Annotated in this window: 31 protein-coding genes; 2 read left to right on the forward strand and 29 right to left on the reverse strand. The window is 47.1% G+C overall.

Translation table 11 applies throughout. The features are described from left to right. Positions 1-4 precede the first annotated feature (4 nt). The 18 genes from PHS46_00830 to PHS46_00915 form a co-directional block, all read right to left on the reverse strand. Complete coding sequence (locus PHS46_00830) at positions 5-229, reverse strand: hypothetical protein (GenBank protein ID MDD3905058.1); 225 nt, start codon at positions 227-229, stop codon at positions 5-7. A gap of 15 nt (positions 230-244) precedes the next feature. Next, on the reverse strand, positions 245-613 hold the full coding sequence (locus PHS46_00835; protein ID MDD3905059.1) for a hypothetical protein: 369 nt from the start codon (positions 611-613) through the stop codon (positions 245-247). 69 nt (positions 614-682) lie between these two features. Further along, a complete protein-coding gene (locus PHS46_00840) occupies positions 683-1,129 on the reverse strand; it encodes a GatB/YqeY domain-containing protein (protein ID MDD3905060.1) in 447 nt (148 codons plus the stop codon). Positions 1,130-1,203: 74 nt separating this feature from the next. Beyond that, entirely contained in the window at positions 1,204-1,407 is a 204-nt protein-coding gene (locus PHS46_00845; GenBank protein ID MDD3905061.1) for a cold shock domain-containing protein, read from the reverse strand. A gap of 149 nt (positions 1,408-1,556) precedes the next feature. Then, positions 1,557-2,060 (reverse strand): peptide deformylase, encoded by a 504-nt coding sequence (def, locus tag PHS46_00850; GenBank protein ID MDD3905062.1) that lies wholly within the window; start codon positions 2,058-2,060, stop codon positions 1,557-1,559. Positions 2,061-2,086: 26 nt separating this feature from the next. After that, positions 2,087-2,437 carry an aspartate 1-decarboxylase gene (locus PHS46_00855; GenBank protein ID MDD3905063.1) on the reverse strand — a complete coding sequence of 117 codons (351 nt, stop codon included), beginning with the start codon at positions 2,435-2,437 and terminating at the stop codon, positions 2,087-2,089. Between the two features lie 8 nt (positions 2,438-2,445). Beyond that, positions 2,446-2,799 (reverse strand): outer membrane protein assembly factor BamE, encoded by a 354-nt coding sequence (gene bamE, locus PHS46_00860; protein MDD3905064.1) that lies wholly within the window; start codon positions 2,797-2,799, stop codon positions 2,446-2,448. Continuing rightward, entirely contained in the window at positions 2,777-3,178 is a 402-nt protein-coding gene (locus PHS46_00865; GenBank protein ID MDD3905065.1) for a PilZ domain-containing protein, read from the reverse strand. Before PHS46_00865 ends, bamE begins: the two co-directional genes overlap by 23 nt. 63 nt (positions 3,179-3,241) lie before the next feature. Beyond that, entirely contained in the window at positions 3,242-4,888 is a 1,647-nt protein-coding gene (locus tag PHS46_00870; protein ID MDD3905066.1) for an alpha/beta fold hydrolase, read from the reverse strand. Beyond that, positions 4,885-5,052 (reverse strand): hypothetical protein, encoded by a 168-nt coding sequence (locus tag PHS46_00875; GenBank protein ID MDD3905067.1) that lies wholly within the window; start codon positions 5,050-5,052, stop codon positions 4,885-4,887. The genes PHS46_00870 and PHS46_00875 overlap by 4 nt, the downstream gene beginning before the upstream one ends. Then, a complete protein-coding gene (locus PHS46_00880) occupies positions 5,049-5,588 on the reverse strand; it encodes a DUF4416 family protein (protein ID MDD3905068.1) in 540 nt (179 codons plus the stop codon). Before PHS46_00880 ends, PHS46_00875 begins: the two co-directional genes overlap by 4 nt. A 10-nt stretch (positions 5,589-5,598) precedes the next feature. Next, entirely contained in the window at positions 5,599-6,093 is a 495-nt protein-coding gene (locus PHS46_00885) for a PilZ domain-containing protein (protein ID MDD3905069.1), read from the reverse strand. Further along, positions 6,087-6,464, reverse strand: coding sequence for a PilZ domain-containing protein (locus PHS46_00890; GenBank protein ID MDD3905070.1), 378 nt, complete (start codon positions 6,462-6,464; stop codon positions 6,087-6,089). The genes PHS46_00885 and PHS46_00890 overlap by 7 nt, the downstream gene beginning before the upstream one ends. Positions 6,465-6,558: 94 nt before the next feature. After that, positions 6,559-7,002, reverse strand: a complete 444-nt coding sequence (locus tag PHS46_00895; GenBank protein ID MDD3905071.1) for a DUF523 domain-containing protein — start codon at positions 7,000-7,002, stop codon at positions 6,559-6,561. 28 nt (positions 7,003-7,030) lie between these two features. Then, complete coding sequence (locus tag PHS46_00900) at positions 7,031-7,336, reverse strand: hypothetical protein (GenBank protein ID MDD3905072.1); 306 nt, start codon at positions 7,334-7,336, stop codon at positions 7,031-7,033. Between the two features lie 14 nt (positions 7,337-7,350). Further along, positions 7,351-7,701 (reverse strand): PilZ domain-containing protein, encoded by a 351-nt coding sequence (locus PHS46_00905; GenBank protein MDD3905073.1) that lies wholly within the window; start codon positions 7,699-7,701, stop codon positions 7,351-7,353. Between the two features lie 87 nt (positions 7,702-7,788). Continuing rightward, on the reverse strand, positions 7,789-8,124 hold the full coding sequence (locus tag PHS46_00910; GenBank protein ID MDD3905074.1) for an exosortase system-associated protein, TIGR04073 family: 336 nt from the start codon (positions 8,122-8,124) through the stop codon (positions 7,789-7,791). A gap of 88 nt (positions 8,125-8,212) precedes the next feature. Then, the gene (locus PHS46_00915) at positions 8,213-8,578 is read right to left on the reverse strand and encodes a PilZ domain-containing protein (GenBank protein MDD3905075.1); all 366 of its coding nucleotides are present in this window, start codon (positions 8,576-8,578) and stop codon (positions 8,213-8,215) included. A 107-nt stretch (positions 8,579-8,685) separates the two neighbouring features. Between PHS46_00915 and PHS46_00920 the strand changes: the two genes are divergently transcribed. Continuing rightward, the gene (locus PHS46_00920; GenBank protein MDD3905076.1) at positions 8,686-9,498 is read left to right on the forward strand and encodes an AAA family ATPase; all 813 of its coding nucleotides are present in this window, start codon (positions 8,686-8,688) and stop codon (positions 9,496-9,498) included. Then, the gene (locus PHS46_00925; protein ID MDD3905077.1) at positions 9,495-10,070 is read left to right on the forward strand and encodes a hypothetical protein; all 576 of its coding nucleotides are present in this window, start codon (positions 9,495-9,497) and stop codon (positions 10,068-10,070) included. The genes PHS46_00920 and PHS46_00925 overlap by 4 nt, the downstream gene beginning before the upstream one ends. Here the strand turns inward: PHS46_00925 and PHS46_00930 are convergent. The 11 genes from PHS46_00930 to PHS46_00980 all read right to left on the reverse strand — a co-directional run bounded on the left by PHS46_00930 (position 10,062) and on the right by PHS46_00980 (position 20,271). Next, positions 10,062-10,448, reverse strand: coding sequence for a thioesterase family protein (locus tag PHS46_00930; GenBank protein MDD3905078.1), 387 nt, complete (start codon positions 10,446-10,448; stop codon positions 10,062-10,064). The two genes, PHS46_00925 and PHS46_00930, sit on opposite strands and share 9 nt — an antisense overlap. Before the next feature lies 1 nt (position 10,449). Then, complete coding sequence (locus tag PHS46_00935; GenBank protein MDD3905079.1) at positions 10,450-10,911, reverse strand: GNAT family N-acetyltransferase; 462 nt, start codon at positions 10,909-10,911, stop codon at positions 10,450-10,452. Between the two features lie 9 nt (positions 10,912-10,920). After that, positions 10,921-12,012 carry a 3-dehydroquinate synthase gene (aroB, locus tag PHS46_00940; protein ID MDD3905080.1) on the reverse strand — a complete coding sequence of 364 codons (1,092 nt, stop codon included), beginning with the start codon at positions 12,010-12,012 and terminating at the stop codon, positions 10,921-10,923. Further along, a complete protein-coding gene (locus PHS46_00945; GenBank protein MDD3905081.1) occupies positions 12,013-12,309 on the reverse strand; it encodes a small basic protein in 297 nt (98 codons plus the stop codon). It lies immediately after the preceding gene. 15 nt (positions 12,310-12,324) lie between these two features. Further along, positions 12,325-12,948 carry an SPOR domain-containing protein gene (locus tag PHS46_00950; protein ID MDD3905082.1) on the reverse strand — a complete coding sequence of 208 codons (624 nt, stop codon included), beginning with the start codon at positions 12,946-12,948 and terminating at the stop codon, positions 12,325-12,327. Between the two features lie 64 nt (positions 12,949-13,012). After that, entirely contained in the window at positions 13,013-13,705 is a 693-nt protein-coding gene (locus tag PHS46_00955) for a hypothetical protein (protein MDD3905083.1), read from the reverse strand. Between the two features lie 3 nt (positions 13,706-13,708). Further along, entirely contained in the window at positions 13,709-16,804 is a 3,096-nt protein-coding gene (locus tag PHS46_00960; GenBank protein ID MDD3905084.1) for an ATP-dependent DNA helicase, read from the reverse strand. A gap of 17 nt (positions 16,805-16,821) precedes the next feature. Next, a complete protein-coding gene (locus PHS46_00965; GenBank protein MDD3905085.1) occupies positions 16,822-17,091 on the reverse strand; it encodes a hypothetical protein in 270 nt (89 codons plus the stop codon). Beyond that, positions 17,078-18,604 carry an HD domain-containing protein gene (locus PHS46_00970; protein ID MDD3905086.1) on the reverse strand — a complete coding sequence of 509 codons (1,527 nt, stop codon included), beginning with the start codon at positions 18,602-18,604 and terminating at the stop codon, positions 17,078-17,080. Before PHS46_00970 ends, PHS46_00965 begins: the two co-directional genes overlap by 14 nt. Before the next feature lie 47 nt (positions 18,605-18,651). Then, entirely contained in the window at positions 18,652-19,803 is a 1,152-nt protein-coding gene (locus PHS46_00975; GenBank protein ID MDD3905087.1) for a deoxyguanosinetriphosphate triphosphohydrolase, read from the reverse strand. 3 nt (positions 19,804-19,806) lie between these two features. Next, positions 19,807-20,271 (reverse strand): HIT domain-containing protein, encoded by a 465-nt coding sequence (locus PHS46_00980; protein ID MDD3905088.1) that lies wholly within the window; start codon positions 20,269-20,271, stop codon positions 19,807-19,809.

Consider the following 20,271-nt stretch of genomic DNA (forward strand, 5'->3'; position numbering starts at 1 on the left):
CCGTCTATTGCCTGAAAAAGAAAGTGCTTACCCCTCTACCCATTCTGTTCACATCTTTACCTACCCCTGAAACCGTCTCGCCGCATCCTGACATAATCAGACATACCACGACAGTCAGTAAAACTACCAGCATTTTTTTCATATCGGACCTCTCATACGCCTTTTTAACGGTCGTTAAGGAAAAAGCCATATCTTTTTGAAAGAATATGGCTTTTTTCCTTTTTGACACAACCTGCTTCTCAAATTATTGCTTAGGTTCTTCTTTGTTCGCTTTGGTTGGGACAGCGACTGTTCCCTCTACGGCTTTCTTTGTTGTTTCGGCCGTAGCGACCAAAGGATCGGTCACGAGGTTCTTAGTCTTTCCCAAACTGCCTGAGGTAACCTGTCCTACAGTCTTCACCTCATTGGTAACCACATGGGTGGCTCCGGTAGCCGCTTCTGTTACTACGCCGGCCGTTTCATTTGTTACGTTGGCCGGATAGTTAAAAAGTTTCTGCCAGAAGCTTTTCGCCTTCTCGGTGCCAGTCGCGTTATCCGCGGCATACGAAACACCGGACAATACAAAACAAAATGCCAGAACTACTGTTACTAACACTACAATTTTCTTTGTCATTACTTCCCCCTTTCTCAATGTGCTATATTACTACACTACCAACCTGCTTGGCAAGTAAAATCGTCCACACTATTTAAGGAATTGCCCGACCATCTGACTTACCGTCTTTCCGTCGGCACGACCCTTTGTCTTTTCCGTAACGATCTTCATAACCTTACCCATATCCGATTTTGCGATAGCGCCCGTTTCGGACACGGCGGCCTTTACTATCACCATAAGCTCGTCGGTTGTAAACTGCTTAGGAAGGTACTCTTCCAGTATCTTCAATTCCGCCTTCTCCTTGTCCGCAAGATCGCCCCTGGCTCCTTTAGTGAACTGCTCTATTGATTCGCGGTGTTGTTTGACCTGCTTCTGCAGTATCTGCGCTACACTGTCATCTTCCAGCGTTTTGACATTCTTCTCGATCTGAAGCATTCTCACTGCAGATAACACCATCCTGAGCACCGAGACCTTCATCGAATCGCCGGCCTTCATGGCACGTTTTACATCATCTTCGATCTTTTCACACAAGTTCATACAAACACCATCCCCCTTACCATTTTGAAATGATATTTTTTTGCAGGCGGGTTTATTGCATCATGTCAACTGTATTAAGCCGACCTGACAACCTTCGTAGCCTGTTCGCCTTTAGGGCCCTGGATAACATCGAACTGCACCGCCTCGCCCTCTTTCAGGGTCTTGTATCCGTCGCCCTCAATTGCGGAGTGATGGACAAAAACATCCTTGCCCGTATCCGCTATGATGAATCCGAACCCCTTTTTGTCGTTAAACCACTTCACTGTTCCCTGCGCCATCTATATAGTCACCTCCTTGCCAAGCATTTAACAAAAAAATGCCATCCGAAGCATTTTACGCTTCAAATGGCACAATACGCCGGAAGATGAACTCTGCTAAATTACTCATTTAATTAGTGTTATAGTTTTAGCATACCGATTTTATATTGTCAAGGGTTTTGGATTGTTTTGAATTTTTTTCTTTTAAGCTTACTTTTTAATAATAATTTCTTAACCGGATTCATATAGTCTACTATCAACACGCCTGACAGGTGATCCATCTCGTGTTGAAAGGCTCTGGAGAGAAGTCCTTCCGCGCGAAGTTCGCGCGGAATGCCATTTTCATCGAGAAAATGCACAGTTACAGTTTTCGGCCTTTTTATCTTTACACATACCCCGGGGACACTAAGACAACCCTCCTCACAAATCTCGGCCCCTGTTTTTTTTATTATAACAGGGTTTACGACCTTCAACAGGCCTGTACCGACATCTATAACTATAAGTTGCCTATCCAACCCAACCTGCGTAGCGGCAAGACCTACGCCCTGGGAAAAATACATAAGTTTAGACATCTCGGACAACAGCTCTTTTTCGCGGTTAGTTACCTTAAGAACTTTTGAAGCTTTCTTTCGAAGGATAGGATCGGGGAACTTCAGTATCTTTAACTCGCGCATATTCCTTATTCCCGCATCAGCGGACTTTACTTAATGGGATGATTTTTTGCGTTGACATGCACAACCTTCAGCTTAACCTGGCGGCACTTCTTGTTTTCCACAAGACAGTTGGAAAGTATAATAACGAGATCGCCGTTTTTACCCTTGTGGGCGGCGGCGCCGTACAGGCCTATGCTACCGGAACCGGCAGGCTCTTCTATGGCATACGTCTCGAATCTTTCACCGTTGTTTATATTAACCACCTGGACTATTTCGCCGGGACATATATCGGCCTTTTTGAGCAGGTTTTTATCAACGCCGATACTACCCTCGTAATGAAGGTCGACTTTGGTTATCGTTGCCCGGTGTATTTTTGATTTGCACATTATGCGTAGCATTTTATACCTTACTCACCTATTTCTGTAAGATTATTCCCGTCAAAATAAAGTTTTTTGGTGCTCGACAGGTAACCGGCATCGACCGGTATAGAGCCGTATTGTGCTCTGTATATCCAGACTTCCCTCGACCCCTGCCACTTAGCTTTGTCCTCTACCGTCTTTACCTGACTGGGTCTACCCCATATGTCCTCAACCTGCTCTTTGGTCATGCCGACTTTTATCGACTCGGTTCCAAGCGGGTGCTTTACAACATCTTCCGGATTCGGCAGGACGATAGCAGAACAGCCGGAGAAGAGAACAGCCGAAAAAAACGCAATCGCAAACATTCGTCCTGCACCATTAAGAGCGTTCATTCTTCGCATCTTTTTCCACCTCCGGTAAGTTATAGATCAAATCGCATAGAAATTTCAGAAAAGTATTCTTATTGTCCTCTTCAATACTAAGAAGTTCCGCGCCTATATCGAATGGCGCGGCGTCTTCCAGTGAAAGTTTTTTCTTCCACATTATCCTGCCCTTCGCATGCACGGGGTTCGCAACTTCCGGGATATCGAGTTTTACTTCGAGAATATCCCCTTCTTTCAGACTCTTCTCCATCGTCTGGAAACGCAATCCATCGGCCGATATATCCTTAGCGGTAACGTTGAATATCCTACCGCCCAGAGAATATGTTATACCAATAGGCTCCCTGAGGCGTATAAAACCGCGCCTTTCGATAAGATTGTTACCGGGCTTTCCCTTCATCTGCCTCGTCTCCTCGCGCTAAAATATAACACATAAGGCCTATGGCGTCAATCAAATATCCTTTTATGAATCAAGCCATACTTTTATCTTACCAAGAACCTCTTTATCTACCTCATAACACATCCTGGAATAGCCATCATTGGACAGCATACCGAAAAAATGGCCTAAATAGCCGCAATACACGACGGTCCGCTTCATCATACCGTGTTCGGAGATGAATTTATCGAGCCGTTGGGTATATTTAGCCGGGATATCCGAGTCATCTTTCCCGTATAGTATTAGTACAGGCGCTGAAATTTTTTCCAATAACTCAACCGACTTCAGGGCCCCGTCCTGACGAACATCTTTAAGATAACACTTCTTGCCCAGCACATACCCCCAGTCGCGTTTCGTTTTATTGGCTCTTTGCCTTGTATCTTTGACCGCCTGCAATGCCATCTTTAGGCGGGAATCGTCCCATTTATCCCGGGCGGCCTTATCGATCAATATGGTTTCAGCCTCTCCAGCCGCAGTATTTATTACCGGAGCCATAAGGATGATGCTCTTCACTTCAGGATTTGTCGATGATAGCCGCATAGCGTTGAATGCCCCTTCGGAATGAGCCAGAAGCGATATCTGCAGAGGATCCACGCTATTCTGTTCTTTTAGAAATTTATACGCGGCGACAACGTCTTCGAGCTCGCCATCCTGAGTTTCGGATAGAATGTCGCCCGCGCTCGCGCCAACACCTTTCTTATCAAACCTCAACACAGCATAACCGTTCCGGGAAAGGTAGTCAGATATCGAGGCAAAGAAACCCTGATAATCCCGATCCTGCGGCCCCGCGCCCCATATAAGCAACACTGCCGGATTTTTCCCGCCGCCGATAGGTGTGGTGAGCGTCCCCGAAAGAGGTCCCGATTTCCCGTAAAATACGACATCCTGCGAAATATATTCAGTCGCAACGCCGCGTCGCTCCTTCGGCATCATTTCGCCCGGTTCAAAACTACGCATTATCTTCAACCCCAGCGAAGGCAATTCTACCGCGACAAGGCTTCTGTCCGATTTTGCGACCCAGATACTGCCCTGCGGCAAACCTTTTATTTTTAAAAGCATCTTATCGGTCGCGATCTTCTTGCGTCCGATTTTTACATATTCGCTCGCTATAGATGTCAGGGTTACGAACCGCTTGATAGGAGGCGACTTTGGATCGGGCAGGTAAATTATGGAGTTGAATCCCTGGGACCACCCTACGTTAAAAACATAGTTCTCGATTATCGGCAAGTATGTAACCGGCGAATCTTCTTCAAATACAAAGGTTCCTTTTCTTACCGAAATACCGTCAATGCATGTGAAACGCGACCCATAGCGCGACAAAAAAGAAACAAGATTATTCCGCTGTTGAGTACACACTATCGCGGCGGGCGCGCCTCCGCCTTTTACAAATAGCTCCTTCTGGTAATACTCGAGATTGTATTTACTGTCCAGATCTATCCTTGACCGCGCCTCGGTAAATAACTCCCGGAACGGCATGACCGCCGTAGATTTATAGATGCGCTTTTCTTCTGTAACGAATCTATCTACCTTTATCGTACCATTGTATTTTCCATCAAGCGTTATACTGTAAAAGAAAGCTTTGTGGTTGTGCTTATCAAGATAGACAAACGAGACGAAGAATAAAAAAACGCTTACCGCAAAAACTATGAGTACGGTTAAATATATCTTTCTCACTTATGCATTCCTCCACGTAGCAGATACTCATACGTCGCTTTAAATTCTTTATCTTTTATCTCAAGGTATGCGATATATCCTATAAGGGTCAGCACAAGCACCACAGACAACATAATACTCGAAACAATAACCACAAGCATGCTCTTCTTTTTTAAAATTATCACGCGCTTCGCGCTCCACGTTTTAGCGACTCTTTATACAAATTTCGCATGGAGTTAAATATGTCGAGATACTCCACGGTTTGGTAGTCCGGATAAGTCCACGGGAGTATATTAAACCGGTTGTCCTTGTAAAAAAGCGTAACCTCTGCGAATATGCCTTTGCTCAGATGTATCCTATGCGTGTAATCTTTTGTGGAGAAAAGCACCAGCTTCGCCATATCGAGATAACCCGGATCTATGTTTATGGTTCTACGGTTATTTTTAGCGTAACGGTTTTCGAGCCGGTTAGTTTTAAGCTTAACGGCGTATATGCCTTCCAATTTTACGGGTCGTTCAAAAGATAAAAATCTTCGCGTCAACTCCGGCCCCATCTCCGCCGTATAATATGAGGTATGGTTAAAAGTGATCGGGCCGCTCTCAAGATCCGTATTTCCGAAAAGTTTTATAAGGGCGCTCTTTGCGGCACGATATTTTTCCGTGTCGCTGTAGAGTAATCCCACGATAAGCTTAACCTTGGCAGGTTGCCTGGGATGGCCCATTCGACGTACCCTAAATCTCGCTACCCGGAGATATCGAACGGATGTGATTATTTAGATATTCGCTCGAGGGTTCTTGTATTGAAGAGAATTTTATGCCCGAATAAAAAAGGCGTTTTCCGGAATCCTTTTCTACGTCGGGGGCATCCTCGGTCCATACTACCTCACCGACCATCTCTACTGTGTGGCCAGGGTTAGGCAGTAATATCCTGAGGTCCAGAAAACTACCGGGAGACAGCTTCTCATCGAGAAGCATCTTTATCCCGCCGGCCGAAACATCCATGGTGCGTCCGGTCAGTTTTTTAAGTGCGGCTTTCGTAGCCACCGAATAGTCTACCTGCAAAGATTCTGCAAAGCGCGGGTATTGCCTGCGATCCTTGCCGCCCCAGCACCCATCAGCTTGTGCCTTGCGAAAACGGTTCCTGACGGAAAATCCGTCCTGTTTCAATATCATGACCAGCACGGATACGAGGAGAGATACGATAAGAAGCTCTACAAATATTAACACGCCTCGTTTCCTTTCTTTTTGCCGGATATGTAGTTCTGGATTATCTCTCTATGTTTCGGCAAAAGACTGTCAAAAAATATCGCCGCGTCATAATGTTTTATGATGCCGCCGACTATAACTGGATGCTCGCGGACTATTACCCCGTCCACATCAAGTTCCCGGGACGGCTTGTCCGGCTTTTCGCAATCCGGCACCATGAGTTTAACCCTAACGCGGGACATAAGCGGTATCTCGCGATCTATTTTACAATATATTCCGGACGCGCTTATATCAAGCGTATGCGTTACTGTATCGAAATCATCAGACTTAAGCTTTAACGACAACCCCTCATCCCTGACACGTGGAAACATCCTGCGCTCTGTAGCAACCATACTTAAATATCTCCCGGTTATTTGTAATATATCAGTGTCATTCTACCATTTTTGGTAATGGAGTTTCAAGCTCAAATAAATGTGCAGTACAGATTCAGAGCGAGGACACTTTTATACCGTGAGTTAATAGTGCGCACGTCAAAAGACCGTTACCTCTTATAACCCTGCCATTGAAAGTGCCGTCGAAAATACGTCCTTTACCGCAACATGGACTGTTCTTCTTTAGAACGGCATGCCTTACCCCGTATCTGAGGGCCAGGCATAAAGAATAGGCAGTGCCATTTATGCACTGCCGCGTTACATCCCTACCCGAGACATTCACTATCCTGGCTTTATTCCGGAACACGCTTATCCCATCGCCGCCGGAGATCTCGATACGGGGCCTTGGAACCGCAAGGCCGCCCACGAGCTCCGGGCATACGGGGATACAGTCACCCCTCCGGAAATGTTTGCGGATCGCGGGAACAAGATTATTGCCCGCGTTGTATTTGCAGTTAAAACCCACAAGGCATGCGCTAACCAAAAATTTTCGCGACATTTTACACGCAAAACGGCTCTTTATCGTCCTAAGCTACCGGCGGTGTAGCGGCCGGCTTGTCCTTCTCGGAGGCCGTCTGCCAACATCTCTTCGAGCAATAAAATTTACCATTCCGGTAGTACCAGCGCTTATTTTTTATGGACTTATTGCATGCCGCACAATTCGCCGGTTTCTCAGCTTTTACCACAGGCTTCGCTTCAGCCTTCGCGGGCTCTGCACCCTTCACGGGTTCCGCGGCCTTAGCGATTGGCGCAACAGCTGGAGCATCTGCCGTCTGCGGCGGTTGCACGACTTCTTTTGGTTTCTGCATATCTTCTTTTTTTTCGTCTGCCATATATCCTCTTCGTGTTATTTCTTGTCAAGCAGTTTAAGCCACTGCGTATATATATATTCCAGCAATCTTCCTTTATCCTGACCGTCGATCTTCTTAAACCTTAAACCTGTCTCATAAGAACTTTCACCTATCGGCCCTTTTTGCCAGGCCACTTCGCATGAGGCGAAGATAGGAACGTTATCGCCGGGAACATCCATCGTCAAATTAAGCTCCGCGCCTTCCTTTAACCTTTTATCCGAGATGATAAGCGCGCCTTCTTTCGACAGGTTCTTCACCCTGCATGAGGCCTTTGATCTATCGCTCATAATATCACAGAGCGCGTTGATCGCGGTATCAAATCGTAAAAACCGTCTTCTCTCCGTCACGTTTACCTCTGTTTTTTGTGCTGTGAAAAAAATAAGGGGACAAAAATTAGATTTTCATCCCCTTATTTCCGCTATCCTTACGGACAACTATTTGCCTTTAGCAAACACGTATTCTGGCTCTAACACCGGTGTATAGCCTTCCGGTATCGGGAATGGGAAAGTCACTGTCTCATAAACGCCAGCGCCTGTCCTCACGATGGTCATCCCAACGCCTTTTGCTAATCCGATAGTAATGCCAGAGAGAGGATTATCTTCAACACTGGTGTCGTATATGTTCTTAGGAAGCTCAATCCACCCTGTGACTATATTGGCAACTCCTCTGTAGAGCTTTTTGCCCATATCCTGAGCATAGCTCGCTGTTGCTATATTCACTAACATTAATACAGCAACACATATAATAATACCCTTTAGTAAGTTCTTCATTGTCTTAAGTCACCTCCCCTCATTTGTGAATTTGAAACAAGTATAACACAAAAAGTTTGATTTGTCAAGTCTAATACAAATGATTTACTTATTTTCTTGCTTTATCGAGTATCTGCTCCACGAGCTCGGACACCCGTTCTCTGTCTTCCGGTCGTATGTCTATGAATTCTATGCCGGTATCATAAAGCGCGGCATTACTTTTCGATGAGGACTTCTTAACAACCCACACTACAGTACCGCCGCTTTTTATCGGAGGCCTGCTCTGGTCTATATAGAGCTCGATATCGACACCCTGGAACAAGCCTAAGTCTTCTTTAAGTAATACGCATATACCGCCCGCCCCGATATTCTCGGTTTGAGTCGACAAAGTCTTCGCTGTCAGCCTCTTCTTTATGCTAATAAGGCACTTATAATTCGCTCTGGGAAACTTTCGCCTATTTATTCCGTCCCACATAAGTACTCCTTATGATTTGTAATCGTTGGGATTTAGTATACCCGACATATGGCGGAAATGCAAGAAAAAGATTTGCAACCTTAACATTTAAAGTGTATAATTCTTTCATGTACAGAGAATTTTTCGGCCTTAAGGAACGCCCTTTCAATGTAACCAGCGACCCGAACTTCCTATTCTTCAGCCGCGTGCACAAAGAAGCATTCTCGCATATTTTATACGGCATAAAAGAGCGCAAAGGATTTCTCGAGATAACCGGCGAAGTGGGTGCCGGTAAAACAACACTCTGCAGGGCGGTATTAAACCAGTTTGACGCAAATACCAAGAGCGCTTTCATCTTCAACTCCAACCTTCCGGAGCTCCAGCTTTTGCAATGCATTCTCGAGGATTTCGGAATGATCGTCGTTCAGAAGAACAAAGTTTCAATGTTGCGGCAGTTGAACAATTTCCTGCTCGAAGAACTTGCTAAAAAAAATAACGTCATACTCGTGATCGATGAGGCGCAGAATCTTAAGCTCTCCGCGCTGGAAGAAATACGAATGCTGTCCAACCTGGAAACAAACACGGAGAAACTTTTTCAGATAATGCTCGTCGGGCAACCGGAACTCAAAGAAAAGATAAACTCGCCGCGTCTAAAACAATTAAAACAACGCATAGCGGTAAGGTTCCATATATCCGCGCTCCAGAAAGATGAAGTCGAAAAGTATATATACCATAGGCTGACGGTCGCCGGATCGAAGGGCGATATACGCTTTACGGACGAGGCTATGGATTTCATATATAGATTTACAGGCGGCATACCGCGTATAATAAATATGCTGTGCGACAAATCGCTACTCGCCGCATATGTTTCGGAGACACGAGAGATAACATTGCCTGTAGTGGAAAAGAGCGCACAGGAACTGGAGGGTACGGTAAGATGAGCATTATACAGGAGGCACTCAAGAAAGCTGAGGCAAAGGAGACGGTTCGATCCACCATTGTTTACAGCAACATATTTAAAGGTGTCAACACGCAACCCGGAAAAAGATCGGGAATGCTTCAAGCTGTTTGCGCGGTAGCCTTCTTCGCCCTTCTTTCGATATTCATAGTAAGGCAATTCGCGATGCTACAACCAAAAACTAAAACCATCCGTCCAAACGTTTCGGTTGTCAAGATAGCGCCTATGGTCCATTTGGCGGAGGCATCAAAAAAAGATATTCCCCTGGTAGCCGAAGCCTATCATGCCCCCATGGATATGCCAGTCGCCATGCAGGAATCAGTTAAATCGTTTACACCAACGACTTCGCTGTCCATCCCGGAAAAACCTGCGCCACTGGAAGCGAACTTCAATCTCTCAGGCATAATGCAGATTGGGAGCGGACTACGCGCCATCGTGAATAATAAAGTAGTTGTCGAAGGTGATGAGATTGAAAATGCGGTTGTTACTGCGATAACCAAAACTTACGTTGTATTAAAAAGCGGCGGACAGGAAATAAACCTTCGATTAAAATAATTTCTTCACTTCTTCCGGTATCCTTACCGGGCGGCCGGCTTCATTTGTAAAAACATGCACCGATTCTCCGGTAGCCGTCAGCTTGTCTCCTACATGCAGGCTGTATTCAAATTTCATGCTGGAACTTTTAATATCACTAACCCATGTCCGTATCTTTACCATATCATCATAACGCACGGGTGATTTATACTGGCAACTCGCGGACGCTACCATAAAATAGATACCCTTAGTCTCCATCTCGCGATAGACCAGACCCATCGAGCGGAAATATTCGGTCCGGGCGACTTCGAACCATGTAAAATAGTTGCCGTAGTAGACGACGCCCATATTATCGGTTTCCTGATACCTGACACGAATATCCGTTTCGAATGATCGCATTTTAAAGGGCCAACTCCAGCTTGTGTATATTGAATCCGCCGAGAGCGAGTGTTTCGGTCTCTTTAAAACCTTTCTTCACACAAAGACTCATAGCTTCGGCCATCCTGTCGGTACAGCGAAAGTATATTTTTTTGTAGCCTTTATCTTTACAAAAATCCACCGCCTTATTAAGAAGCATCGAACCGTAACCTTTTTTCCTGTGCTTTGAGTCCACGAAGAGCCGCCTGAGAAGCGCTTCGGACGGGCTGTCTTCCTTAATTCCAGCAGTACCTACGATATCACCGCCTTCTTCGATGACAAAAAACGTCTCTCTCTTGCCGCCATACGTTTCTCTTATCTTATAAAGATCGCTATCGGAATACGCCGACTTATCGAACGGATACTCCTTGGAGAGAATATTCAAAATGAGATTTCTGACGCCTTCGGCATCCGTTTCGCGAAAATTCCTTAGAGCATTATTCATGATGGCTCCTTATTTAAGATGCGCCAGTATGGCGTCTTTTACTATACGTTCCGGTACATCTTCTACTATTCTTACTTTACCGATCGCGGCCGGTAATATAAAACGGTTGATGCCGTGTATAAACTTTTTGTCATGCGACAACGCCTCGCGAATCTTTGTGAGTTTAATACTTTTCACGTCAAGCGGCAAACCGCACTTAGCAATAAGCGAAAGAATGCGTCGAGCATCCGACGGCTTTATAAGTTTGAGATTAAGAGATACCACAACCGCCGCGGCCATGCCTATGGCAACGGATTCGCCGTGGTCGTATAGCCCCGAATAAGCGGAAGCGGCCTCTACGGCATGTCCTATCGTGTGACCATAATTAAGCGTTGCTCTCACGCCTTTATTATCAAACTCGTCCTTTTCCACGACACCGGCCTTAATGGCGCTTGAACGCGCAATCACAGATTCCAGCGCTTTCACATTCCCGTTCAATATGTTGGAATAATTTTTCTCGAGGTAGCCGAAGAGTTTACTGTCTTTGATAACGCCGTATTTTATTATCTCCGCCATCGCGCTTATCATGCGGCGTTTTGGCAGAGACGTTAAAACAGATACGTCAGAGATGACTATCTTGGGCTGGTAAAAAGCACCCACGAGGTTCTTGGCCGCCGGCAGGTCTATGGCGGTCTTCCCCCCTATGGAAGAATCGACCTGGGCGAGAAGTGTGGTCGGTATCTGGATATACGGAATACCGCGCTTGTAGATCGAAGCGACGAATCCCGTAAGGTCACCTACCACGCCACCGCCCATTGCTATCAGGAATATATTTTTATATTTATCGTGGGCGGCAATCCTGCTCAATACAGATGCCGCAACGGCGATCGACTTCGCCTTTTCCGAATCCGGGACCGTTATAAAAGCGGGTTTAAAGCCGCTTCTCTTAAGCCCAGACGATAGCGCCCCGCCGTAAAGTTTGAGGAGACGGTTGTTCGTAATGACGACGGCATCTTTACCAAGGTCGAGCTTTTTTAAAAATTGCCCTGTTTTCCCTAAAAGGCCATGCCCTATCACAATATCGTAGGGCCTGCCCTTAAGCCGTACGCGTACCTTCTTCAATTATTTCGCTTCCTTCTTGCCCGCCGCCGGTGCCGCTTTCGCCGCGCCCTTGGCCGCCGGTGCCGCAGTAGCCGCCTTTACCGGTGCCGCCGGTGCCGCTTCTGTGCCTTCGGCCGCCGCCGCCTTCTCTTTCTTTACCTTGAATTTGACAATTTTAACCTTAGCGAGCCCGAACACAGAATCCTTGTCGGACCACTTCTCTTTATCTTTCAGGATTTTCATCTTCTCATACCGTTTAAGCACTGATCTGTGTTGCTTACCCTTGTCCGATGAACGGAGACTCGGATGTTGAGACATTTCGTTACCTCCTTGTTAACCGCGTGATTTTAAATAAGCGTCTTTATACAATCGCCTGATATTCGTCAGGTCCTTCTGGCTCTGCGCAGTTGTTTTATCTGCGTATGCGCCGACGCACACTTGAAAATAAGCCCCACTCCGGACTATATACACATTATACCCCTGCCCCTTCAATTTCTCCGCTTCCCGAAGGGCAGTATCTTTACGGGCGAGCGTAACAGCCACTATCGTGTATGGCGTCGTCTTTACGGGGGCAGGTATCCTGGCCGCGGGCTGAGCCTTAACCGCTTGCAATATTCGCGCGGCCGGCAATGCTTTGACCGCGGGAACAGGCGCGAGTTTCGCGGGCATCGTTGCCGACGGGACAGTGGGCGCACTCTTTGCGGGTACCATGATCGCGCCAACCGCCTGTTGCACAGCCTCGACCGGCAACTGTTTCCCCTTTTCAACTCCCATGGCATAAACTACAACCATGGCCATGATAATACCGATGGCGATAAACACCGCCCTATCCAATGTTAATGTAAGGATAACGTTTCTTTCGAAATCGGCCTTTGGGAATAAATTGGACAATCTCGGGAAAAAACGTTTTGGCTTTTCGAACTCAAATAACTCTTTTTGGTATTTTTCTTCGTCCATATTTGCGTTTCCGCATTATATCATATAGATACGGGAAAATCAATCCCGAGCTAAAGGCGACTTACTACGTTCCAGAAACGGCTTTTATGCTTAGGCGGAATGATTTGCTCGAGACCTGGATAGACGGCTTTGCGGGATCGCCCGAAAGGTGTACGGAAAGCCGGCTCCAGCCCGATCCGGCATTGGTCAGCAAGGTACCGGCGATCTCGGGTGGCACCTTATTTGTCAATGTCTCGGCAAAGTAGATGGCAATGTCGGAATCTATCGTGCCCGTGGGTGACAAAACCCCGTTTAGCGAAAGCTTTATGTCACTACCGACAGCTTCCAGGCCGGTAACTTTTACGCCGCCTTTTGCGGTTTCTATCCGCCCGTGTATATTTTTGTACGTGTATTTGTTTTCGAAAGGAGCCGACACTAAAGCGGTAAGTGTATCATATCCGCCGGGAGCGCTCTCCTTTTTTCGGGTAAAAGTTACGCCGGTAAGATCAAACCCGATCGCGACTTCGCCGTTTACGAATCGAGGTTTTATCGCCGCTACGCCTGAATGAAATCCGAGCCCGGTTTTACGCGACTGTACGGACAGGCCATTAAAGGTAAAACCGCTCAGGGATCTTTGGGAACAGTTTTCATACGATATGTCCAGATCGTATGAACGCTCAAGCACGCGCATAACTATAACATCTGCATAATAAAAAAGCACGGCGGATGCGATAGCCAATACAGCGAAGATAATAATTATCGGCTTAAGAATGTTCACGCGTCATTCCCAGCATATAGAGTCGAAATCGCAATGACCACATGTATAATCATCTCTTGACGGTAATTTCCGAAAATCGAGCGCTTTTATCCTGCCCCAGACGACTTTTATCAGCGCTTCGACGCTCGAGACCATCTCGTCGGATATCTCCACACGCTTTGTGGCATACTGCCCTTTCTTATACCCTGCCTGGCGCATATCCATGGAAACAGGCTCTAAGAACACCAGCTCACCCGAACGCACGCGCCTGCCTCGCGACTCTTTTTTATCTTTCTCGAAAAGAAGCCGGTAACATACGAGCTGGCGAAGGTAGCCATCGCAGTCCGGGCTTGATAAATCGCGAACCTTATCGATATCTCTTAAGTGTTTATCAGGCTTACCCGTCTTGTAATCAACTAATTTTATCACGCCTTTTTTCTCATCCTCAAACTCTACCTTGTCGTATTTTCCGGTAAATATTATATTTTCCCCTATCGTAACTATAAGTTTTCGCTCAAGGCTTACCGGCATGACGGGGTCTTTCGCGGCCAGATCGAACCACCCTTTAAAGGTATCGGCTTTTTTAAGACAATCGCGCACGGTGATATCATCGACGCCCTGGAATTTAAGTTCATGCCTGAATGAATCTAAGAAGAATTTGAATGTCGGGAACTTCTTCGCATCCATGAATTTTTTATACGTATCCTCGAGCGCCTTGTGTGTGCAATTACCGAAGACAAGACTTTTCTTTTTCGGTCCGGGTAATTTAAGAAGATCATTATATAAGAATTTCCTGCCGCAGGTTATGTAAGTGTTAAGCCGCGTAGGATTAAGACTCAAGACACCGACAATGTCTTTAAGAACCTCTTCGGTGCCGACAAAAGGATCGGTGAGATCCGTCGCTTCCAGCGATTTACCCATCACCTTTTCTTCGTCGGTACCTGCGGCCGGCTCCTTAACTATATCGATCCTGTCAAGGTACTGGCTCGATATCGAATCCTCGGTAGGGCTCGCCGTAAAAATAAGATTGGACTTCGCTCTCGTCATAGCAACATAGAAAAGCCGCGTCTCGTCCTGGAGGGCGAGGTTTCTGGCTTCGTCCTTATCGCGGATGGAAAGCCTGCCCTTAAAGAGATCCGACGGCAATTTTATCTTATCGGGTATCGGACGCGCCGGCCAGTTCTTATTATTCAGGCAGAAAGGTATTATAACTGTATGAAACTCCATACCCTTGGCGCCATGGGCTGTATAGATTCTGACGCCGGACTGTGAGAGCGTAACAAGCTCGCCCTGTATCGGAAGGCCGTGATCCTTCCTCGTCTTTATCTCCGCCATAAGATCTTCCAGCTTCATACCCGGATTCGCTATATCCGACGCTTTTATCATATTTACAAATGACGACAGTCCGCGCAACTGCCTTATGCGTAATATCGCATTGGTGGAATATTCCCTTAAGATATAACCGAACACTCCGGCCTCTTTTATAAAATCGATGAGAAGCGCGTGCGCCGATCGCGTGGCGGAATCCCGCAAAAGATGGGCAATCGCCTCTGCCGCTTTCCGGAACCGCGCGGGGTCTTTGAATTTAACCGTGGATTTGCCCGATTCGCAATAATCCAGGAACTCGGTCAATATCGTCGTCGGGTCGAGGGCCCGGTCGGCCGATCTGGCATTCACGAAATTAAGGAACCGGAGTATATCCGACTGCGGTATCTCGAAATAGTCCGCCGAGAGTATCTTGTAAAGGGCGAGATCCTTCTGGCGGTGGGCAGACGCGTCGGAGCGCGCGAGTTCCAGCAAGTCGAGCATCTGCCGGACGCGCTTCTCACCGCTTATGTCTTCTTTGCCGTCGGTCGCGTAGGGTATACCGGCCTGCAAAAAAGCGTCGATTATTTTCAGTATATCGGCACGCTTCCTGACAAGAACGGCGATATTATTATAAGGGTTGGAGCGCTCCTCTTTTGTGAGCGTCTTATCTTTTTCAATAACTTCTTTAAGCTCTTTGACTTTGTCTATAATAAATAGGAGCTCCTCCTCCACGGCCGTAAACTCTTTAAACAGTATCTCTTTCCCGGGATAATTTTTCTTCGCGGCCAATTCTTTCGGACCCATCCTGTCGGCAGGAGGTATAAGCCCTATGACCTTTGCGGAAATATCTATCAATTCTTTCGCCGAGCGGTAATTATCCTTCAGGGAAAGCGTCTTTACGCCCGGGAAACGTGCTGTGAATAATTTAAAATTGCCGATATTGGCGCCCTGGAATCTGTAAATAGATTGATCGTCGTCTCCGACGCAGAGTATGTTGGGGTTTTTATAATCGAGGAGGTGGAATAGAAGCTCCATCTGTGAGCCGTTCGTGTCCTGATACTCGTCCACCATCACATATTTATACTGTTCCTGATACATCTTTTTTATGGCAGGTTCTTCTTTGAGAACTTCTGTCGCGAAGAGTATCATGTCATCGAAATCATACCTTCCGCGTTCGTCGAAGACGCCTTTTTCCTCCCCCTCTTTCAGCTCCTCATATCTGCCATAGGCTATAGCGAACGCCTTCAGCCGTTTTATATACTTATCCTCGAAGTCCCTGTAGAGGGAGTCCTTACCTTCAAGATATTTCCGGAGATCACCCGGGAGGATACCGTCGCGTTTCAGATCGCTTATTCTTTGCAGGATCTCTTTTAGATAAGTATACGGGGCGCGGAACGGCCGTATTTCATCTAAACCGTCGGTATTGTCCAGAATATATTCCATCGCTCTCATGCGCTCAACCTCGTCGAGTTGGACTTTATCGCCGATATATTCCGCGGCCTCTTCGGATTCGCTGATGAGTTTATTGGCAAAACTATGGAACGTCCCCACTTCTATGTCGTATCCGGCAAGCCCTATGACAGCGGCGAGCCGTTCCTTCATAGCCTTGGCGGCGGCATTGGTGTAAGTCACTATCAGGATATTCTCAGGCGAGGTTTTGCCTTGTTCGATTATCGCGGCCGCCCTTACGGAGAGAAGTTGTGTCTTGCCCGTTCCGGGGCCGGCGAGTATAAGGAGGGGCCCTTCAGTATTGTCAACCGCCTGCTTCTGGCGGTCGTTCAGTTCGTTATATAATTTTGAATACGCTTTCATCGGGGGACTTTAACCAATTACGCAGGTTTTCGCTTCTTAAGGACTTTGGCTATTTTTGATATGATCTTTTCGTCGCTGGTATAACTGTAGCCTGTCGTGGAAGTCGCACGATGCGCGACAAGTATATGCGCATTGACCAGGTCTTCAAGCGCGGACTTGGTTACAGCTCTATCCTCCCCTATCCAGGTCGCGACTCCGCGCGGCGTATCGATAGATGCCTGATTTTCGTGAAAAAAACTTATCACCTTCACGTGAATATCGGACTGCAATAATCTATCGATGTCCATAGAGCTCCTTTTCGAGGGCCTGTTTAACATCCTTTCGGTTCATGACTACCAGGAAGGAGTTAACCACTTTGGGATCGAACTGGGTACCTGAATGTTTCTTAATCTCTTCAATAGCATCGGCTACTTTTTTAATCGTTCGGTAGGGCCGTTTTGTAATCATTGCTTCGAACGCGCTTACTACCGCCATTATACGGGCACCTATAGGTATTTGTTCACGTTTGAGCCCTTTAGGATAACCTGAGCCATCATAATTCTCATGATGATACATTATGATGGGGGTCACGTTCTTCATCGCCTTCATGTGTTTTATCAATTCGACTCCGGCCATCGGATGCCCCTTGACTATCTCGAACTCCTTGCCCGTGAGCTTCGTCGGCTTCGTAAGGACTTCGTACGGGACAACTATCTCACCGGCATCGTGCAGTATCGCGGCGTATTCCAGCGACTTCATGCTCTCGGCGTCAAGGCGCATCTCCTGGCCCATAGCGAGCGCCACCTTAAGAAATGCCGCCCTTGGCACATAAGTTCCGGGCGCGCGGGTATCGAGAACTTTTGCGAGCGATTTTATACTGCCTATCGTAAGCCGCTCCTGTTCTTTATAGAGCTGGGCGTTCTTTATCGCGATAACGGCCTGCTCGGCCATGGTCGCCATTATCTCCTGGTCGAATGATGTAAACGGCTTTTTGTCGATCTTATCATATACCGTTATAACACCTATCGTATCTTCATCGATTAAAGGCGTGGACAGATAATCGCGACCACGGAAAGGCCTGCCATATTTAAATGCTTTCCCCGGAGCGTGCCGGCCTATTTTAACTTTCTTAAGGGTAACTGTTTTTTTACGGAGATCAACGGTCGCTTTAGGCAACAATATCTTACGCTTTGAATCTACCAACTTTATAGAACACCTGTTGGCGCGCATTATCTGCAAGGATAGGCGCGCAATACGCGGAAGCAGTTCGTTTAAATCGAGCGTGGAGCTTATAAGCCTGTGCACCGTATGGACGGTGGAGAGCGCTATCGCGCGGGGCCGGATCGTTTCGTAAAGATTGGAGAGTTCGAGCTCCTTCTGAACTTCGCGCACTATCGTGTCAGTAAACGCCGCGAATACGTTGAGTATCTGAGGAGAAACCTCTTTATGCCTGTAACACGTCCCTATGTAGCCATACACTTTGTCGCCATGAGTTACCGGATGCACGAACCCGTGCAGGCCATGGATACAGTCAAACCGGGTAAGAGTCTTAGTTTCGCGGGACTTGTATATAGCTACGGATATTGATTTGATGCAAGACTTGGGGTTTTTCGACAAAACGTCTTTGTGTTGCGAACAGCCGCAGACGAGCTGTTTCTTAATATCGGCGGGCCGGGGCGAAGCTTTCTCGATTATCCACCATGCGGCCGGGCGTATGATACAGCCGATACACTCTTCTTCCTTCTTCAGGTCCACGCTCTTTCGAAGCCGCGCAAAGAGTTCCTTATGGTACGCGTTAATATTCTTCTTCTCGTCCGTCATAAGTGTATTCGATTATAAATCCGTTACCTGCGTTATGTCAACCCCATTCACACTCTCTCGTAGGGTTCGAAGAGTTTCTTATACTCATCGAGAGCATAGCGATCGGTCATGCCGGCGATGTAGTCGCATATTACGCGGTACTCGTCCTCACTCTTAAGACGGCCCTGGGCCGTTGGCGGAAGTTGCTCGGTTTTGTCGAGGTAGACGTTAAATAGGCTTGAAATAAAACGCGAAGCCTTATTGGACATCCTTACGACCCTGTAATGATGATAAAGGTTATGAGTGAGGAAATCCCTCATCGGCAAGCGCATAGCCTGCATCATTTTTGAGGCGGTAACGATCCGTTCCGGAATTTTAATCGCATCGCCGGTTTTACGTATCTTAAAACGTTTTATATTGGCTTCCGTCTGGCTGACGACATCCGTAACCTGATCATTGATGAGCGAGCTTATTATCTGATATTTACGCACCTCGCCTTTGACGCGTGGATGCAGATGCTTGAAGCGCCCGGCATTCCCGCTCCACAGTTTCATACCGGTAAGATCCTCTTCCTTAATAAGGCCGCTCGTTATCCCATCGTCCAGATCGTGGTTGTCATAGGCGATCTCATCTGCGATATCGACAGCCTGTATCTCGAGGATCGGTGAACCGGTCGATTTAAACGTAACGGCGGGTCTTGGGCGGTCGAAAGGCGTAGAGTGCTTTATTATGCCTTCCCGGACTTCGTAACTTAAGTTCAGGCCGGGAAAATCAGGGTATCTATCCTCCAGGAGATCGACTACACGCAAGCCCTGCGTATTATGATCGAATCCGCCGTGGTCACGCATTATTTCGGAAAGCGCGTCCTCGCCCGAATGACCGAACGGTGTATGCCCGAGGTCATGAGCCAGGCTGATCGTCTCCACAAGGTCTTCATTCAATCCGAGGGCGCGCGCGATCGACCTCGCGATCTGAGCGACTTCAAGTGTGTGCGTAAGGCGCGTACGGTAATAATCGCCTTCGTGATTGACGAAGACTTGAGTCTTGTATTCAAGTCTCCTGAAAGCAGTCGAGTAAATTATCCTGTCCCTGTCGCGCTGATAGCAAGAACGGTATTCGTGTTCCGTTTCCTTGTAAACTCTACCCTTGGTCATTCCGCATTTCTGTGCGTATGGAGCTAAGGCGTTTTCCCTCTTCTCCAGATCTTGTCGTTTCAGCATTATCTATCCTTTAAGCAATTTATGCATCACATCGAGCGATTCAGAAATAACCTTTGTATTTGCCGTTACCGGCATGAAATTTGTGTCGCCCGTCCATCTCGGAACTATGTGTATATGCACATGCCCGGCGAATCCCGCGCCGCCTATCTTACCGATATTCACCCCGATATTATACCCATGAGGCTTCAGCTTTTTATCGATGTCCGTCTTCGTACGATTTACCAGATTTATCAGATCCATCAGCTCCGATTCATTAAGTAGTTCAAGACTTTTAACATGTCGGTATGGCGCGACCATCACATGTCCGTTATTATATGGGAATAGGTTCAGCATAGAGAATGCGTGCTTCGTTTTCTTGAGGATATAGCCAGACCTGGGCCGCGCGCCTTTGTTGCCGCAGAATATACACTGCTTCTTCTTGCGAAGATAAATATATTTACTGCGCCACGGCGCCCATAGTTTATCCAT

Source organism: Candidatus Omnitrophota bacterium (genome assembly GCA_028699255.1).
Taxonomy (GTDB): Bacteria; Omnitrophota; Gorgyraeia; order 2-01-FULL-45-10; family 2-01-FULL-45-10; genus FEN-1322.

Coding starts and splice junctions, on each gene's coding strand:
- PHS46_00835 (MDD3905059.1), bottom strand. CDS start 613: ATGACAAAGAAAATTGTAGTGTTAGTAACAGTAGTTCTGGCATTTTGT.
- PHS46_00865 (MDD3905065.1), bottom strand. CDS start 3,178: ATGAAGGGAAAGCCCGGTAACAATCTTATCGAAAGGCGCGGTTTTATA.
- PHS46_00880 (MDD3905068.1), bottom strand. CDS start 5,588: ATGGGCCATCCCAGGCAACCTGCCAAGGTTAAGCTTATCGTGGGATTA.
- PHS46_00925 (MDD3905077.1), top strand. CDS start 9,495: ATGAGCATTATACAGGAGGCACTCAAGAAAGCTGAGGCAAAGGAGACG.
- PHS46_00900 (MDD3905072.1), bottom strand. CDS start 7,336: ATGGCAGACGAAAAAAAAGAAGATATGCAGAAACCAAAAGAAGTCGTG.
- PHS46_00960 (MDD3905084.1), bottom strand. CDS start 16,804: ATGAAAGCGTATTCAAAATTATATAACGAACTGAACGACCGCCAGAAG.
- def (MDD3905062.1), bottom strand. CDS start 2,060: ATGCGCGAGTTAAAGATACTGAAGTTCCCCGATCCTATCCTTCGAAAG.
- PHS46_00920 (MDD3905076.1), top strand. CDS start 8,686: ATGTACAGAGAATTTTTCGGCCTTAAGGAACGCCCTTTCAATGTAACC.
- PHS46_00910 (MDD3905074.1), bottom strand. CDS start 8,124: ATGAAGAACTTACTAAAGGGTATTATTATATGTGTTGCTGTATTAATG.
- PHS46_00970 (MDD3905086.1), bottom strand. CDS start 18,604: ATGACGGACGAGAAGAAGAATATTAACGCGTACCATAAGGAACTCTTT.
- PHS46_00930 (MDD3905078.1), bottom strand. CDS start 10,448: ATGCGATCATTCGAAACGGATATTCGTGTCAGGTATCAGGAAACCGAT.
- PHS46_00980 (MDD3905088.1), bottom strand. CDS start 20,271: ATGGATAAACTATGGGCGCCGTGGCGCAGTAAATATATTTATCTTCGC.
- PHS46_00915 (MDD3905075.1), bottom strand. CDS start 8,578: ATGTGGGACGGAATAAATAGGCGAAAGTTTCCCAGAGCGAATTATAAG.
- PHS46_00975 (MDD3905087.1), bottom strand. CDS start 19,803: ATGCTGAAACGACAAGATCTGGAGAAGAGGGAAAACGCCTTAGCTCCA.
- PHS46_00965 (MDD3905085.1), bottom strand. CDS start 17,091: ATGGACATCGATAGATTATTGCAGTCCGATATTCACGTGAAGGTGATA.
- PHS46_00845 (MDD3905061.1), bottom strand. CDS start 1,407: ATGGCGCAGGGAACAGTGAAGTGGTTTAACGACAAAAAGGGGTTCGGA.
- PHS46_00890 (MDD3905070.1), bottom strand. CDS start 6,464: ATGGTTGCTACAGAGCGCAGGATGTTTCCACGTGTCAGGGATGAGGGG.
- PHS46_00840 (MDD3905060.1), bottom strand. CDS start 1,129: ATGAACTTGTGTGAAAAGATCGAAGATGATGTAAAACGTGCCATGAAG.
- PHS46_00945 (MDD3905081.1), bottom strand. CDS start 12,309: ATGTCTCAACATCCGAGTCTCCGTTCATCGGACAAGGGTAAGCAACAC.
- PHS46_00855 (MDD3905063.1), bottom strand. CDS start 2,437: ATGCTACGCATAATGTGCAAATCAAAAATACACCGGGCAACGATAACC.
- PHS46_00895 (MDD3905071.1), bottom strand. CDS start 7,002: ATGTCGCGAAAATTTTTGGTTAGCGCATGCCTTGTGGGTTTTAACTGC.
- bamE (MDD3905064.1), bottom strand. CDS start 2,799: ATGCGAAGAATGAACGCTCTTAATGGTGCAGGACGAATGTTTGCGATT.
- PHS46_00935 (MDD3905079.1), bottom strand. CDS start 10,911: ATGAATAATGCTCTAAGGAATTTTCGCGAAACGGATGCCGAAGGCGTC.
- PHS46_00950 (MDD3905082.1), bottom strand. CDS start 12,948: ATGGACGAAGAAAAATACCAAAAAGAGTTATTTGAGTTCGAAAAGCCA.